The following is a 16,249-nucleotide window of genomic DNA, read 5'->3' on the forward strand; positions in this document are numbered from 1 at the left end:
CGCAACCCGCGGCTGGTATGCCGACCCGCCGCCGTCTCGGCCCAGCCCGGTGCCGCGCGGGCCGCGCCACCCGCTGATCGACTACGACGGCGTCGAACCCGCCTGAGCCGCCCAGGTCCGGAGGCCGGGAGCGGCGGCCGCCGTGACGTTGATCTAAGACTTCCGGTGCAGTTGAATGAGCGGGTGCGTGCAGGGCGGGTGGTCTCCCCGGTTCTGGTGGGGCGGGAGAGGGAGCTCGCCCGGCTCGTCGCGCTGGTCGCCGGGGCGCCCGCCGTGGCCGTCGTCGAGGGCGAGGCCGGCATCGGCAAGTCCAGGCTGACGGCCGAGCTGCTCGGCGGTCCCGCGGTGGCGGGCCTGCGGGTGCTGAGCGGAGCCTGCGTGCAGATCAGGGAGCCGTTCCCGCTGGGGCCCGTCGTCGAGGCGTTACGCGGACGCGCGCCCGAGCTGGCCGGGGCGGCCTTGTCACCGGTCGCGGGGGCGCTGCGCGAGCTGCTGCCCGAGCTGGCCGGGGTGCTGCCGGAGACGCCGCCGCCGCTCGACGACCGGGCGGCCGAGCGGCACCGGGTCTTCCGGGGGCTCGCCGAGGTGCTGACCGCGCTCGGCCCCGCCGTCCTGGCGGTGGAGGACCTCCACTGGGCCGACGGGCAGACGGTCGAGTTCCTGACGTACCTGATGTCCGTGCTGCCGGGCACGTTGCGGGTGGTGCTGACGTACCGGAGCGAGGAGGCGTCCGGGGCGGTACGCGCGATCACGGCGCGCGCCCCCGACACGATCACGGCCGAGCATCTGGTGCTGCCGCCGCTCGACGCCGCCCAGACGCGGGTGATGGCCTCGGCGATCCTCGGGGCCGAGGAGGTGACGGCCGAGTTCGCCGAGCACCTGTGCCTGCGGGCCTCCGGCCTGCCGCTCGCCGTGCAGGAGCTGCTGGCGCTGCTGCGCGACCGCGGCACGCTCATCCGGTGGGAGGGCGGCTGGGCGCGGCGGGCGCTGGAGGACCTGGACGTGCCGAGCGGCGTGCGCGCCTCGGTGCAGGAACGGGTGGCCCGGCTCTCCCCCGACGCCAAGGAGGTGGCGGAACGCGCCGCCGTGCTGCAGCTCCCCGTGCCCGTCGCCCTGCTGTCGGGGCCCGACGTTGGGGCGATCGACGAGGTGCTCGGCGCCGGGTTGTTCGCCGACACCGGCGGGCTGGTGGGGTTCCGTCACGTGCTGGCGGCGCAGGCGGTCTACGAGGCAATCCCGCTCGGCCGCCGGCAGGCCCTGCACGCCGCCGCCGCCGACACCGTACGCGGGCTGCGCCCGGTGCCGCTGGGACGCCTGGCGCACCACCTGCGCCAGGCGGGCCAGGCCGGACAGTGGGTGGAGGCCGCGATCGAGGCGGCCGAGCAGGCCTCGAGGCTGGGCGACGACGCCGAGGCCGCGCGCCTGCTGGAGGACGTGCTGCGCGATACAGACCTGCCCGCGCCCCGGCGGGCCGAGCTGACGGTGAAGCTCGGCTGGGCCGCTCTGGAGCTGCTACGCCCACCGCCGGTCGCCGACCTGGTCACCGGCGCGCTGGAGCAGGACGTGCCGCCCCCGCTCCGCGGCCACCTGCGCCTGCTGCTCGCGCTGCACCTGGAGCGCACCCGCACCGACGGCGCCCGCATCGGCGAGGCCTTCGCGCGGGCCGCCGACGACCTCGCGGGCGAGCCGGGGCTGGCCGCGTGGGCCATGGCCGGGGTCGGCCGCCCGCCGAGCGACCTGCCGCCCGAGGAGAGCAGGTCCTGGCTGGAGCGGGCGCTCGCGACCCTGCCCGCCGTCGCCGACCCGGCCATGCGGATGCTGGTGCTCGGCAAGATCGCGATGATCTTCGTGGTGATGGGCGATCCGCGCTGGGCCGCGCTCGCCGGCGACCTGCTGCGGGAGACCGGCGGGCGGCGGCTGCTGCGCCGCGAGGTCAACGCCTACCGCTCCATCGGGGGCGCGGCCCTGTTCAGCGGGCACCACCGCCAGGGCCGCCGCCTGCTGACCGCGGCCGTCGAGGACGGCGCCGAACCCGACCTGCGCGAGCGGCTCGAACTGCGCTGCCTGGTCAACCTGGCCGCGGCCGACTACTTCGAGGGCTCCTGGCACGGGCTGCCGGCCAGGCTCCAGGAGCTGCGCGACCACTTCGGCGACGAGCCGCACGAGCGCATCCTCGTCGACATCGTGACCGCCTGCCTGGCCGCGGTGCAGGGCCGCCAGGAGGCCGCGCTGCCGCCGCTGCTCGACGCCGCCGCCGAGGCCCGTACCCGGAGGCAGTTCGACGATCTTGTGCTGCCGCTGGCCATGCTGCTCAGGCTGGCCGCCGCGCGGGGCGAGCCGGAGCCGGCGATCGAGGCGGCCGTCGAGGCGGGCCTCCGCTGGGAGGCGAGCGAGCTGTGGCCGGTGGCGGTCCGCGCACTGCCCGCGCTGACCGAGGCGCTGCTGGCGGCGGGCCGTCCGGACGAGGCCGCCGACGTCGTCGCGCGGCACGCCGCCCGGCTGGCCGGGCTCGACGCGCCGCTGGCCACGCCCGCGCTCGCGCAGGCCCGCGGTCTGCTGGCCGCCGCCGACGGGCAGTGGGCGCGGGCCGCGGCGGAGTTCGCCGCCGCGGCCGACGCCTTCGAGCTGATCCCTGCGCGGTACGAGGCCGCGCAGGCCGGCGAGCAGGCCGCCGCCTGCCTGTTCGCCCTCGACGACCCCGAGGCCGCCGGGCGGCTCGGCCGGGCCGTCGCGGTGTACGCCGACCTCGGGGCGCGCTGGGACCTCGACCGCGCGACCGGGCTGGGCCGCAGGTGGGGCGTCCGCCCTGCGGCGCAGAGCGCGCCCGCGCAGGCGGGGAACGACCACGCGCTGTCGGCCCGGCAGGAGCAGGTGGCCCGGCTGGCGGCCGAGGGGCTGACCAACCAGGAGATCGCAAGGGAGCTGTTCCTGTCGCCGAAGACGGTGGACAAGCACGTGAGCGCGGCCATGCGCAAGGTCGGGGCGCGGTCGCGGACGGAGCTGGCCCGCCACCTCCCCCCCGGCGGCTGAATCCCCAAATTGGGGATTTTTCCCCATAGGGCACCCCATACCCCACCCCATACGGCTGCCGCGACACTTTCGGCATGTCCGAAACCACCGAAGATCCCGGCCCGCCGGAGGACCCCGTTCCCGGTGGCCCCTCCCTTCACCATGAGCCCCCGGAGCCCCCTCGCCCCCCGGACGGCTTCGAACCCGTCTGACCCCCTCTCCCCGCCAGAAAGGCCACCATGGCACTGCCCCGCCCCCCGCTGGCACGCCGGACAGGCGTCCTGCTGACCGCGGTCACCGTACTCGCCGGCGTGCTGACCGCCGGACCGGCGACCGCCGCGGCGCCCGGCACCCCCGCCCCCTCCCCTGCCGCTCCCGCCGCCCCCTCGCAGGCCGCCAAGGACGTCACCCTGTCCGGGGTGCGCGCCCAGAAGGTCGTCGTCACGCTGATCACGGGCGACAAGGTCCAGCTCACCCGGTCCGCCGCCGGCCAGTACCGCGTCGAGACGGCCCCCGGCACGCGCCAGGACGGCCGCCGGATCAACCTGTTCACCCAGTTCACCCCGGACGGCGTTTTCGTGCTACCGGACGACGTGGTCGCCGCCGTCCAGGCGGGGCTGGTGGACAGGCGGCTGTTCGACGTCAAGTACCTGGCCGAGAACGGCTACTCCGACGACGTCGCCAAGCGGCTGCCGGTCATCGTGCAATACCCGAGCGACCAGCCCGAGGCCGCGGTCAAACGCTCGGCCGCCGCCGTCCCCGCCAGCGACCCCACCCGGACGTTGGAGAGCATCCACGCCTCCGCCCTCGACGTCACCAAGGCCGAGGCGGGCACGTTCTGGGAGGCCGTACGCGGCGCGCGGACCGCCGGGCAGGGCCTGGCCAAGGCACCCGGCACGCTGCGCGGCGGCATCGCCAGGCTCTGGCTGGACGCCAAGGTCAAGGCCGACCTGGACGTCAGCGTCCCCATGATCGGCGCCCATCAGGCGTGGGAGCGCGGCCAGGACGGGACCGGCGTCAAGATCGCCGTCCTGGACACCGGCGCCGACACCGGCCACCCCGACCTGGCCGGGAAGATCGCCGACAGCAAGTCGTTCGTCCCCGACCTGCCCGTCCAGGACGGGCACGGACACGGCACGCACGTCGCCTCGACCATCGCCGGCACCGGCGCGGCCTCGGGCGGCAAGTACAAGGGCGTCGCCCCCGGCGCGCAGCTCATCGTCGGCAAGGTGCTCGACGACACCGGCTCCGGACAGGAGTCGTGGATCATCGAAGGCATGGAGTGGGCTGCGCGCAGCGGTGCCAAGGCCGTCAGCATGAGCCTGGGCGGCCCGCCCAGCGACGGCACCGACCCGCTCAGCCAGGCCGTGAACGACCTGACCGCCGAGACCGGCACGCTGTTCGTGGTCGCCGCGGGCAACCTGTACGAGACGGAGACGATCAGCATGCCCGGCGCGGCCGACGCCGCGCTGACAGTGGCCGCGGTGGACAAGAAGGACCAGCTCGCCGGGTTCTCCAGCCGCGGGCCGCGCCCCGGCGGCGGGCTCAAGCCCGACATCGCCGCGCCCGGCGTGGACATCGTGGCCGCGCGGGCGGCCGGCACCGCCATGGGCTCCCCGGTGGACGAGCACTACACCGGCGCCTCCGGCACCTCCATGGCCACGCCGCACGTGGCCGGCGCCGTCGCGATCCTGGCCCAGCAGCACCCGGACTGGACGGGCCGGCAGCTCAAGACCGCCCTGATGTCCACCTCCAAGGACGACGGCTTCACGGTCTACGAGCAGGGCGCCGGCCGGGTGGACCTGGACCGCGCGACCCGGCAGCAGGTGTTCGCCGACAGCGGCGGCGTCGACTTCGGCCTGCTGGAGGGCGGCAGCGCGCCGAAGACCGGCCAGATCTCCTACCGCAACCTGGGCGACCAGCCCGCCACGCTCACGCTGAAGGCCGCGATGAACGGCGGTGCGAAGCCGGTCCTCGCCGACGCGACGCTGACCGTCCCCGCCGGCGGCACGGCCGGCACCACCGTCACCCTCGACCCGGCCGAGCTCTCCGTCGGGACCTACAGCGGGGCCGTGACGGCCGAGGCCGACGGCGTGCGGCTCACCACGCCGCTCGGCGCGGTACGTGACGTCCCCACGTACGACCTGACCATCCGCACCCTGGACCGGGACGGCAGGCCGCGCACCCCGACGGCCATGAGCGTGCTCGACGTCGAGGGCGCCAAGGGCGAACTCGGCCCCAGCCGCATCGACGACGAGGGCCTGGTCGTCACCCGGGTCCCGGCGGGCACCGTCAGCCTGCTGCAGGTGCTCGACTGGGTGGACGGCGACGACCGCGCCAACCGGGCCTGGCTGTTCGAGCCCGAGCTGACCGTCACCGGCGACACCGAAATCACTCTCGACGCCCGCAAGGCCACCGAGATCAGCTTCAGCGCCCCGAAGACCGCGCAGCCGCTGAACAACACCTACGACGTCTTCTTCCAGCGCACCCTGCCGAACGGCAAGGTCTTCGGCGGCACGCTCCTGGCGGGCCGCCCGCTCGGCGGATGGGAGAAGGTGTGGGCGCTGCCGACCAAGAAGGTCACCAAGGGCGGCTTCCGCTTCACCGGCCAGTGGGAGCTGGGCGTGCCCGAGGTCACCATGACCATGCGCACGCCCAGGCGCACGACCCTGCACCCGGTCTCCCGGGTCCACACGATCGACGCGGGCGAGATACACCCCGGGTACGTCCCGTTCGAGGGCACCAAGGACCTGCGGGTGGTCGACGCCGGCAAGGGCCGTCCCGAGGACCTCGCGGGCAAGGACCTGCGCGGCGCGCTCGTGCTGATCGACGCCGAGCCCGCCGAGGGGATCTTCGGGACGGCGTGCGGCCTGCAGATCGAGCGCGTGGGCCCGATCAGGGACGCGGGCGCCGCCGGCGTCCTGGTCTTCAACGAGCGGGCCTCCGCCTGCCCGATCCCGTTGCAGATCACGCAGAAGCCGTTCAGCGGGCCGTTCAAGCCGGTCAACATCCCCGTGGCCTACGTCTCCAACGCCGAAGGCACGAAGATCCGCCAGGAGGCCGGTCGCGGCCCGGTGACCATCCGGGTCGAGGGCACGCCGAACACGCCGTACTCCTACGTGTTCAAGCCGTACGCCAACGGGCGCGTCCCGGACTCGATGCGGTACAAGGTGACCGAGCGCCAGTTGCACCGGGTCGATTTCGATGTGCACGCCGGGCCGTACACGAAGTACATGAACTGGCGCAGCACGTGGAAGACCGACGACATCTCCTACGCGGTGACCAACACCAACATCCTGCAATGGGCCTCCCCCATGCCGGAGCGCAGGTCGCAGTGGGTCTGGCCGCTCGACCCCAAGATCGTGAGCGAGGCGGGCATGTCCGCTCTCGTCACGTCCGAACCCGGCGCGGAGGTCCAGGAGACCCGATACCGCGCCGACGTCTTCGACCGGCCGGGCAGCACCCGCCAGCAGTGGTTCGCCACCCCGAGCACGCCGGGCGCCTCGACGGCCTCCGACAAGCTGTACGCGCTCGGCGGCGACCCGGACGCGGCCCCGCTCCAGCAGCTCGTCATCGGGGTGCCGTGCGCGATCTGCATGCACGACGGCAACCTGTGGGTGACCCCGTCCATGGTCAGCGGGGTCGGGGAACGGCGCGACGACGGCGTCGCGTTCGGCGACCTGGCGCCCCGGTACGACCTGCACCTGTACCGCGACGGCAAGGAGATCCCGAACGCCCCTCTGCCGGGGTTCGACACGCTGCCGCGCTACCCTCTGCCCAAGGAGCAGGGCGTCTACCGGCTGACGGCCAAGAACGACCTGCAGGACATCGAGTGGACGTTCACCGCCCCGCCGGCAAAGGAGCAGCTGAGGCCGGGCTCCAACTGCTACGCCTGGTTCGTGGACGGGCTGGTCGAGCAGTGCCGCACCACCCCGGCGGTCTACGTCAGCTACGACCTCGGTGACAGCCTGTCCGCCGCGAACACGGTCGCGGCCGGGCGCAGGCACACGTTCGAGCTGGAGGCCTACCACGGGCCGTCGGCGGCGAAGATGCCGGCGATCTCGGGCGTGCGGCTGTGGACCAGCACCGACGACGGCGCCACCTGGCAGCCCGCCGACCTCAAGCGGAGCCGGGATGGCGTCTACACCGCCGGCGCGGGATACCCGGCCTACCGCGCCACCAAGGGCGCGGTGAGCCTGAAGGTGGAGGCGTGGGACGCGGCGGGCAACCGCGTCAGGCAGACCACCCTCCGCGCGTTCAACCTCCGCTGACCGAGGTGACCGCGGCCACCCGCCCGGCGGCCGCGGTCACCAGCCCAGCGTGACGGGCGATCCGCAAGAATCCGGGTTGTCAAGAACAACAAAACCGGGAAAGTGATCTCGGTCGGCCGAAACAGCAGTAGCAAGAAGAAGCGGTAGACGCTGAATGGGTCTCGGCGTCGCCGTAGCCGGCGGGCTACTCGCCGCAGTTACTGTCGGGTCAGTCGCACCTGTCGGCGTCACATACACAACCGCACTCGCCGTGTGCATGATCGTGCAGGCCGCCTTCGCCGTCGCCTTCGCGCTTTGCGCCCTCGCCCTTCCACGCCGCTGATCCCACGGCTCCCTGAGCGGGCGCGCAACACGGCAGTCCGAGCCCGCTCGCGCACGGTCGGCGTCCGCGAGCGGCACCGAGGCGCTTCCACAACCCAGCCACGTCCGGGGCCACGACCTGACCGCCGACGCGTATCGGGCGGCCTCGGACTGTTCGCCACCAAGGCGTTTGTCTGACGAGCACTCCGGCGCGCGCAGCGCCACGCAACGACGCGTCTACCGGAGTTCACCTCGCACCCGCGACAACCTCGAACCCGGTCGCCGGCTGGCCCGCACCGGCGCGCTCAACGCTCGCCCGCCGGACAAGCCCGCAGGGCCGTACCGCCCAACTGGATGACCTGCAAGCCGGTAGGGCACGTAGCGGGAAAGCATTATTATTCGACGCGTTTATCGCTCAATCCCGCGTCTTTCCGGATACGCGCGCTCATGTGTTGAAGTAAAGGGCAGTACTCCCTTTACGCGAACAATGGCCGCACCGGCGAGTCGCGGCTACCCGAGGCGACGGCGCGACAGCGAGTCGGGGTGCTGGTAAGAACCGAGTCACGCGCCCCAAACGAGCGGCATCTTCGCAGGTGACTGCACGTGACCCGTGACCGGTATCCCGACCGAGATCCCCAGGCCGGTGGTGCCAGGCGTTTTCACGCCCGGTCTGGGGCACGTCATCCGCCCGCGGGGTCCTCGGCCTCCCAGCGCAGCAGGTCGCCCGGCTGGCACCTGAGTACCTCGCAGAGCGCGGCGAGCGTCGTGAAGCGCACCGCCTTGGCGCGCCCGTTCTTGAGTACCGCCAGGTTGGCGGGCGTGATCCCCACGCGGTCCGCGAGGTCGCCCACGGACATCTTCCGCCTGGCCAGCATCACGTCGATGTCGACGACGATCGGCATCAGATCACCTCGTCCAGCTCGGCCTGCATCTGCGCCGCTTCGACGTCGCGCGCGACAGCCTGGGCGAGCAGCATCCGCAGCACCATCACGATGAGCGCGACCCCCAGGATGGCCAGGCCAATCCCGCCCATGATGACGGTGACGCCCGGGTCGGCCCGCTGGCCCGGCGCGTTGAGGGCCGTGACCGCGAACCACAGGAGGGCAGCCGCCACGATCGCGCCGATCACGGCGTCCACGTACCGGAAGGCGGCGTGGGAGAACACGGTTCCGCGTCGCACCATCGTCACCAGCCGCCATACGCTGACCAGGGCGACCTGGACCGAGACCATGCCCAGGATCGCGATCACGCGCAGCGGGGTCAGCGGGAGCGACCCGTCCTCCGGGTCGCTCCCGCTGACCAACACCCACACCATCAATGCCTGTACGAACACGGTGCCGGCGAGCACCACCACGAGCACAGCGCGAAGCGCACGCACTGCCAGCTTTCCCATGACCTACCCTTCCATCGAGTTACGATGAGAATCTATCGAATCTCGATAGGTAAAACAAGGGCGAGGCCAGACACCTAGCCCTCCGGAGCCCTGGTAGCAATGAGGAATTTCCAACGGATATCCAGGTCAGAGCCCCAGTCGAGGGTCACTGAGAGTCTGGAAGACGGGCCACCGACCTGGATAGCCGTTGTTCCCTGCACCGTTGCTACCGATGTTCCTCAGACCCCTGACCCGCGACGATGCCGCGCGCTTGGGGCGTGTGACTCGGTTCTTACCAGCACCCCGAGTCACACCGCCGCAAGATCACGTAGCGTACCGGGGGCGCGGGAATTTCCGGGGCGAGCACCTTGTCGGGTGCCAAAACTCGCTCATAGCGCTGGCCTGCGGTTTCACGCGGTGTCAGGCGGCTCTGCGATACTCGTGGATCAGGCCGCAGACGGCGCTCGGTCGCTTTATTCGAGCCGTGAGATCGACCACTTCGGCCGGATCGTGCGTGGGTTTACGGAGTGACAGGGCCTGATGCGGCCTGTGCCAGACGTAGTGGCGCTCATACTCGGCCAGCAGTCGTCGCAGATGACGCTCACCCGTGAACCAGAAGGTGATCGAGGCATTCGCGCTGAAGTGTCCCGACGAACCGCTCGGCGAACGCGTTCGCCCGCGGTGAGCGCGGCGCCCCTTGAGGACCCGCACACCTGCACCGGCGAACACCGTGTCTAAGCCTCCGGTGAACTTGGCGTCGCGGTCGCGGATCGAAACCGAAATCGATCGGATCGTGCGCCCAGCTCCATCAGTAGGTTGCGCGCCTGCCGCGCCGTCCAGGCACCGGTCGGATCAGCCGTGACACCGAGAATGTGCACGCGCCGCGTTTCGATCTCCATGATGAACAACACTTCAAACTCATCGAGTCCGCCCAGGCCCGCTGGCGCGTGGTCAACGCACCCCACCTCGTCGAACGCGAGCCGGCGACCGCAGCCTGACGTGCGGTGCTAAACAGAGACACCGTGAGAGAGGCAGCAATGGACCAAGGCACCCGCGGCGAGCTCATCAGTCGGCTGGCCGAGGCGATCGGGTCCGTCACGGCCGCGCACCCGCTGCGGGTCGCCATCGACGGGCCGCCCGCCGCCGGTAAGACCACGCTGGCCGACGAGCTCGCTGTCGTCCTGCGCGCGCAGGACCGCGACGTCATCCGCGCGACCATCGACGACTTTCTCTTCCCCCGTGCACAGCGCTACCGACGCGGCCAGTACTCGGCCGAAGGCTGCTACTTCGACGCCCACGACCACGTCGCGCTGTGCCGGGTCCTGCTCGATCCGCTGGGCCCAGGCGGAGACCGAAGGTTCCAGCACGCGGTCTACGACAGAGACGCCGACACCCCATCGTCCCCGCCGGCCACGACCGCCCTCGCAGATGCGGTACTGCTCTTCGACGGCGTCTTCCTCCTGCGCCCAGAACTCATCGACCGGTGGGACCTGCGCATCTTCGTGTCCGTCCCATTCGAGCAGACGGTAGATCGCGCCCGGGACCGAGGCACAGCGCTGGCCGGATCCACCGCCGACACCGCCGACATCGAACGGTCCTGGCGCAACCGCTATATCCCCTCCCAACAGCTCTACTTCGCCACAGCTCGCCCAACCGACCATGCCGACATCATCGTGTACAACGATCAGCTCCAACGGCCGACCTGGGAAGTCCGACCACACTCATCGATACACAGGATTTGACAATCGCTCTCACCGGTCGTGAGGCAACGAGACAACCGGCTGGGCGGGCTTCGAGCCCCCGGGTCATCTCGTGTCGCTCCGACCGCGCAGGATTTCGACGCCGTCACCGTCAAGTTCATCGCAGTACACCGAGCGTCCGGTCGTGGCCATCACCAGTGCCAGGGTGGTGCCGGACACCAGCGGGCCGGAACCCGTGGCGAAAGGGGCGTCGGTGGCAACGAGTCGCAGGCCGACGATCCGTCTCTTCGCGGCGACGACCAGGTCCGAGCCCCGGTAGTACTCGGCTACCCGAGTGAGGGTCTCGATCGGGTAGTCATGACGAATACCCAGCGGTCGCCGAATGTCCTCGGCATGCACGATCGTCTCACCCAGCATCGCGATGACCGGGAGAGGCGGTTTGGTGGTGCTCGCGACGACACTGCGGAACCCGTCATACGTCTCGGCCGCAGTCGCGCCCAACTGCTCGGCCAGCCGCATGGCGACCTGCTTGTCGAAGTCGAACCGGCAGCAGATCACCCCCGCCAGCCACCGCACACCGTTAAGGCTCGCCCCTGCGGCGAGATGTGACCGGGCACGAACCGCTCTGGTACCGCAACCTACCGCCGACTGGCGATGGCTGCGCCGCTGGGCGCTCGACCCGGGCAGGCAACCAGTGCGCACGATCATGCCAGCCGCGTCCCCCCGCGCCCCCAGCCGATGAGGGGTCGGCCTCCTTGAGCAGGGGTCTGGCGAGCGGCCTGCGCCGTACTGGACGCTGGCGCACAATCTGAGCACTGGCGCTCCTTAGCACTGTGACCTCTTACGGCGGTCGAAGCGGGTGAGAGCGGGACCGTAGACGAAGTCGCGTGACATCTCGATGAAGTCCTGGGGAAAACCGAGCTCGATCTGGCTGACCTGATCCAGGCGCCGCACCGCGTCCTCGGGGAGTTCCAGCTCGAAGGCGGCAAGGTTGTCGGTGAGCTGGTCCAGGGTGCGGGCGCCGAGGATCGGGTGCACCCACGGGTGATGGGCCTGGATCCAGGCGAGCGCGACCTGGGCGGAGGTGATACCGAGGTCGTCGGCGACGATGTCGACCTGCCGCGCGATCTCCATGCCTTGCTCGGTGACGGCGTCGCGGTTGATTCGGGATCCGGTGGTGGCGTCGGTGCGGGTGAACTTCCCCGAGAGGATGCCGCGGGCCAGCGGCGCCCAGGCCGCGACCGACAGGTCGAGCGCGTCGGCCATGGGTAGCAGCTCACGTTCGATGTCGCGCTGGATGAGGCTGTAGGACAGCTGCACGCCGACGAAGGAAGTCCAGCCGCGCAACTCCGCCAGGGTGTTGGCCCGGGACACCACCCAGGCGGGGGCGTCGGAGATGCCGAGGTAGAGCACCTTGCCGGCCCGAACCATGTCGTCAAGGGCGCGCATCGTCTCCTCGATGGGGGTGTCCTGATCCCAGATGTGCACCCACAGCAGGTCGATGTAGTCGGTGTTCAGCCGCCGCAGGCTCTGCTCCAGCGAATGCGTCAGGTTCTTGCGATGGTTGCCGGAGGCGTTCGGGTCATTGCCGTCCATCGACACCGTGTACTTGGTGCTCACGACAAACCGGTCGCGATCGGCCCCGAGCAGCTCACCGATGATGCGTTCGCTGGATCCCTCGGTGTACTTGTTCGCCGTGTCGATCACGTTGCCGCCCGCTTCCGCGTAGGCGGTGAGCATCTTGCGGCACTCCTCCGGTGACGCGCCCCAGCCCCAATCCTCCCCGAAGGTCATCGTGCCCAGAAACGCCTGCGAGACCCGCAGCCCGCTGCGGCCGAAAGTGGTGTATCTCATGAGACGACCATACATAGTGTTTATACATAGTGTCTATATGAGATGTATAGACGATGCGTTCAGGGCTTGCGTTACGATGAACGCCATGAGAGACCGGCGTGCCAACCGTCCCGCGCGCGACGATCGCGACCTGCGCGAGGTGATCCTGGACGCCACCCGCCGGCTGCTGGACGAGCGTCGCTTCGACGAGGTCAGCGTCGCCGACATCCTGAGTGCGGCTCAGATATCGCGGGGCAGCTTCTACTTCTACTTCGCCGGCAAACACCAGGTCCTCGCCGAGCTGGTCCGCCGGGCCGTCGACCGAGGGCACAAGGCGGCCCAACCATGGCTCGGCCACTCCGGGGAGCAGGAGCAGCGGGCCACCGTACGGCACGGCATCGCCGAAGGAGCCAGGCTCTGGCGCGACGAGGCGCCCGTGCTGCGCGCGATCGTGGAGAACTGGCGCAGCGACCCCGAGCTGAGCGAGCTCTGGCTCCAGTTGATGAACGGCTACACCGGCGTCACCGCCGAACGCATCGGCACCGACCGCGCCTCGGGCGTCGCCCCGCACACCGCGGTCGACGCCACCGCACTGGCGACCGCCCTGACCTGGCTCGGAGAGCGCCTCTACTACCTCGCCGCCATCGACGTGGCCCCCTTCGACGACCAGGACACGCTCGTCGACGTCCTCACCCACATCTGGATGACCTCCCTCTACTCCACTCCGCAGGCCATCGAGGACTCAGGCGCCTGAAGCCGTCCGCACCCTACGGGCGAGGGCGCTCCGTCATGCCGGGCCTGATGCTCGCCGCCGCCATGGCGGCATCGCGTATCAAGGCGTCCCACTGATAGAGCTTGTCACCTGAAGCGTGTAAAGATCGTTCCTGGTAGACAGGTAGGCGATGTCGAGTTCGTTGAGGCTTCGCGCCATCCCACCAGGTCGTTGGGCGGAAGGTCGTCAGAGTCGGCCGCAGCTCGTCGTCGGACATGATCCCCGCCGCGATCACGACCCTCCTCCGTAGGAGTGGCCCCGCCGTAGGGCGAAGTCGTCCACGCCGAGCACCCGCGGGCCCGCCGCGAGAGCAGGGTCGGGCAGGGCGCGAATCAGCCTGATCAGCGTCATCCGACTCACCGAGGCCGCCAGCCGATCCGCGAGCCGGGCACCGGCGCGGCCGCCCAGGGCAAGTGCGATGGCCTTCAACGCCTGTGCCGCTCGGATGCTGCGGCGGCCGTATCGGACGGTCAGCCCCGGGATCTGCTCGGCGAACGTCGTCTTCGCGCAGGTGTCAGCACGGCGAAAGAATCGGTGCACCCGCAGGTGGATGAGCAGTTCTTGGCCCCCGACCGCGGTATCGGACAGCCGCCGGTTCATAGTCCCGCTGCGACGGTGTTCCACAGTCCGGACATGTGGCCTCCACGGTGCCGGTCCTGGCTCGGATCCGCACCGTCCCGACCGGAACACCTGGTCAACGCACACGCTGGCCAGGTGAGGGAACAAGACGGCGACCAGCTCCTTGATCAACACGCTGCAGATGTTCGTGATCAAGGAGCCGGCTACCGGCCAGGTGGTGAGTGGCAGGGCCCGTCTTGTCTGCTGTTCGGCAGGGGTCTGCGTGGCGACCCGCCTTCTCTCAGTCAGCCCGCGCGTCGCCATACGTCATCAGCTCAGCGGCCTGCACATGATCGACGGTTTGCCCCCTGGCCGCAGAGTTCTTACTAACGCCCCAGGTGGCTCGCTAGAGGCGGCGGCAGTTTCCGGGCCGCTTCGGGCGGTCGTCAGTCCAACGTGTCACGGAGGTCCAGACCTCGGAGTCCATGGTCCCGCCTTTGGCGAGGCCCACGGTGCTCTCTCCCGCCTTCGTGACCTTGGCCAGGATCTCACCGGTCAAGGGGTCCAGGATGGTCGTGTGGTCCTCGGCCACCTCGTCGTCCTCACCGAACTCCCTGAAGTACTCGCTGCCCTTGTCGAAATCCACAGCGAGGCCGCTGCGGCCCAGAGGGTCTTTAGCCAGCCCTCGAACGCTGGTCGTGGGCAGGTCGGCGAGCAGGCGCAGGACGGCGGCCCTGGCCGCCGGGGTGAGAGGCGTCGCCAGCAGGGTGTCGGAATTGGCAATAGCCTCCTCCAGCGTTCGCGCCGTCTCCGTCTTGGTCCGGTTGGACTCCCAGCGGGCACGCAACCACACGCGCAGCCCCTTGTCATCGGCGGGCAGCGCCGAGATCTCGGCCAGCGTGTACGGACCGAGCGGGTGAGCGCCGGGCCCGTGGTCCGGCGTGACCCCGTGGGTGAACTGGCAGTCTCTGCTCTCCGCACGTATCTGCAGCTTCACGCAGTCGGCCGCTGTCGTGCCGGGGGTGCACACACGCTGAACCTTGGCGGGCGATCCCGCGGCCCGCCAGGCGCGTTCGTCGGCCGGAGTCGCCGGGCGCAAACTCGGTTCCCCGCCCTGTGTCTGCACAGGATCCTTGAGATCGCGCGGCAGCCAGAGTTCTGTCCTCGACGAGAGCACCGCGTTGAAGGCGCGCCCCCCGGCCTGCACCCGTATCAGATGGTCGTTCTCCAGCGACCTGCGCCAGTACGCGCCGCGATCGTCCGGCAACCGCGCGACCTGGGCGGCCAACTGGCGCAGTGCCTCGTTCCCCTCAGAGGGCACGAGCATGGGAGGAGACACGGGGGCGGGCACGGCGATCATTTTCGAGACAAGCGCGACCATCGCGAGGATGACGACGACCGCCGCGGCCGTCAACATCGGCAGCCCTCGAAAGCCCCGACGCGGACGGATCGCAACAGGATCCGCGACAGACCCTAGGCTCTCCGGGGCCACCAGTTCCGCGCCGGCGGAGAAAGCGTCGCGGAGTCGGTCTTCAACGCTTCGAGTCATCGCTCCTCCTGCAATTTCACGGCGAGCACCTTCAGCGCCCGGGATGCTGTCGATTTGACCGTTCCGCGGCTGACCCCCAGCACCTGGGCGATCTCTACTTCCGACAGGTCGAGGTAAAAACGCAGCACTAACACCTCGCGCTGGCGTCGCGGCAGAGCACGGACGGCCAGGAAAACCTGTCGCCGGGTCTCCCCGAGCAACGCCGCCGCCTCTGCTGACCAGAAGGGGACCTCAGGTCGACCGCGGAAACGCCCGATGATCGCTCTGCGCCGCAGGATCATCCGGCACCCATTGACCACTGCTGTGCGCAGGTACGGCAGCACCTGCCCTCGGTCGGCCAGCTTGCTCCACCTGCGATACACCGCGGCGAACGCGTCCTGGACGACGTCCTCGGCAGTTCCCTGGTCACCCAACAGCAGGAATGCCAACCGCACAAGGGCGAGCCGGTGGACGACGAATAGCTCGGTCACGACCGTATCGGCCGATGCCTCGGCGCCCGGGGAACCGGGTGGAGCGTGGATGATCTCGGATTTCATGTCTTCTACATGCACAAGCCATCGAGGAGGTTGCGTCACGCCACCACCTTCTTCTCCGCCCGAGCTCGGCACTGCCCTGCTCCAGCACCCTTGAGGTGTCTTCGATCTATGAGAAGCGCGTGCGGATCAGGCTGCCCTGGCTGCCACGCCTATCTCCCCCGTGTGGCCGGCATCAGCGTCTTCATAGCGGTGCTCGCCGCCACGCCGCCATCACTCGCATCAACACAGGCGCCGGCCTACGACGGCCGCTCCTGGCCGGGGCCGTCGCCACACTTTCCACCGGCACGCTCTGGCGCCTGATCGACGAAGGTGTGAGCGTTACCGAGGCCGCCCGCACGTTGAAGAAGGC

At 70.3% G+C, this 16,249-nt stretch carries 11 protein-coding genes; 4 read left to right on the top strand and 7 right to left on the bottom strand.

Annotated features, from left to right (window positions below):
- The first annotated feature begins 183 nt into the window (after positions 1 to 183).
- Together AC3EO4_RS30750 and AC3EO4_RS30755 are read left to right on the top strand one after the other, a co-directional pair.
- The gene (locus tag AC3EO4_RS30750; RefSeq protein ID WP_431898835.1) at positions 184 to 3,030 is read left to right on the top strand and encodes an ATP-binding protein; all 2,847 of its coding nucleotides are present in this window, start codon (positions 184 to 186) and stop codon (positions 3,028 to 3,030) included.
- A 218-nt stretch (positions 3,031 to 3,248) separates the two neighbouring features.
- Positions 3,249 to 7,280: a S8 family serine peptidase gene (locus AC3EO4_RS30755; RefSeq protein ID WP_431898836.1), complete on the top strand. Its 4,032-nt coding sequence runs from the start codon at positions 3,249 to 3,251 to the stop codon at positions 7,278 to 7,280.
- A 980-nt stretch (positions 7,281 to 8,260) separates the two neighbouring features.
- Here the strand turns inward: AC3EO4_RS30755 and AC3EO4_RS30760 are convergent.
- Positions 8,261 to 8,482 (bottom strand): helix-turn-helix domain-containing protein, encoded by a 222-nt coding sequence (locus tag AC3EO4_RS30760; RefSeq protein ID WP_389473562.1) that lies wholly within the window; start codon positions 8,480 to 8,482, stop codon positions 8,261 to 8,263.
- The gene (locus AC3EO4_RS30765) at positions 8,482 to 8,973 is read right to left on the bottom strand and encodes a DUF2975 domain-containing protein (RefSeq protein WP_379577168.1); all 492 of its coding nucleotides are present in this window, start codon (positions 8,971 to 8,973) and stop codon (positions 8,482 to 8,484) included. Before AC3EO4_RS30765 ends, AC3EO4_RS30760 begins: the two co-directional genes overlap by 1 nt.
- A 1,016-nt stretch (positions 8,974 to 9,989) precedes the next feature.
- Between AC3EO4_RS30765 and AC3EO4_RS30770 the strand changes: the two genes are divergently transcribed.
- The gene (locus AC3EO4_RS30770) at positions 9,990 to 10,694 is read left to right on the top strand and encodes a cytidylate kinase family protein (RefSeq protein ID WP_431898837.1); all 705 of its coding nucleotides are present in this window, start codon (positions 9,990 to 9,992) and stop codon (positions 10,692 to 10,694) included.
- A gap of 63 nt (positions 10,695 to 10,757) precedes the next feature.
- Here the strand turns inward: AC3EO4_RS30770 and AC3EO4_RS30775 are convergent, their stop codons facing one another.
- Positions 10,758 to 11,228 (bottom strand): maleylpyruvate isomerase mycothiol-dependent enzyme family protein, encoded by a 471-nt coding sequence (locus AC3EO4_RS30775; RefSeq protein WP_431898838.1) that lies wholly within the window; start codon positions 11,226 to 11,228, stop codon positions 10,758 to 10,760.
- Between the two features lie 249 nt (positions 11,229 to 11,477).
- Entirely contained in the window at positions 11,478 to 12,506 is a 1,029-nt protein-coding gene (locus AC3EO4_RS30780; RefSeq protein WP_431898839.1) for an aldo/keto reductase, read from the bottom strand.
- Positions 12,507 to 12,591: 85 nt separating this feature from the next.
- On the opposite strand from AC3EO4_RS30780, the gene AC3EO4_RS30785 reads away from it, so the two are divergent.
- A complete protein-coding gene (locus AC3EO4_RS30785; RefSeq protein WP_431898840.1) occupies positions 12,592 to 13,239 on the top strand; it encodes a TetR/AcrR family transcriptional regulator in 648 nt (215 codons plus the stop codon).
- Between the two features lie 249 nt (positions 13,240 to 13,488).
- Here the strand turns inward: AC3EO4_RS30785 and AC3EO4_RS30790 are convergent, their stop codons facing one another.
- From AC3EO4_RS30790 to AC3EO4_RS30800, 3 genes are all read right to left on the bottom strand, one after another.
- Positions 13,489 to 13,797, bottom strand: a complete 309-nt coding sequence (locus AC3EO4_RS30790) for a hypothetical protein (RefSeq protein ID WP_488186361.1) — start codon at positions 13,795 to 13,797, stop codon at positions 13,489 to 13,491.
- Positions 13,798 to 14,221: 424 nt separating this feature from the next.
- Positions 14,222 to 15,232 (bottom strand): hypothetical protein, encoded by a 1,011-nt coding sequence (locus tag AC3EO4_RS30795; protein ID WP_431898842.1) that lies wholly within the window; start codon positions 15,230 to 15,232, stop codon positions 14,222 to 14,224.
- Positions 15,233 to 15,360: 128 nt separating this feature from the next.
- Positions 15,361 to 15,900, bottom strand: coding sequence for a SigE family RNA polymerase sigma factor (locus AC3EO4_RS30800; protein ID WP_431898843.1), 540 nt, complete (start codon positions 15,898 to 15,900; stop codon positions 15,361 to 15,363).
- Between the last annotated feature and the right edge of the window lie 349 nt (positions 15,901 to 16,249).

This window comes from Nonomuraea sp. bgisy101, from assembly GCF_057708945.1.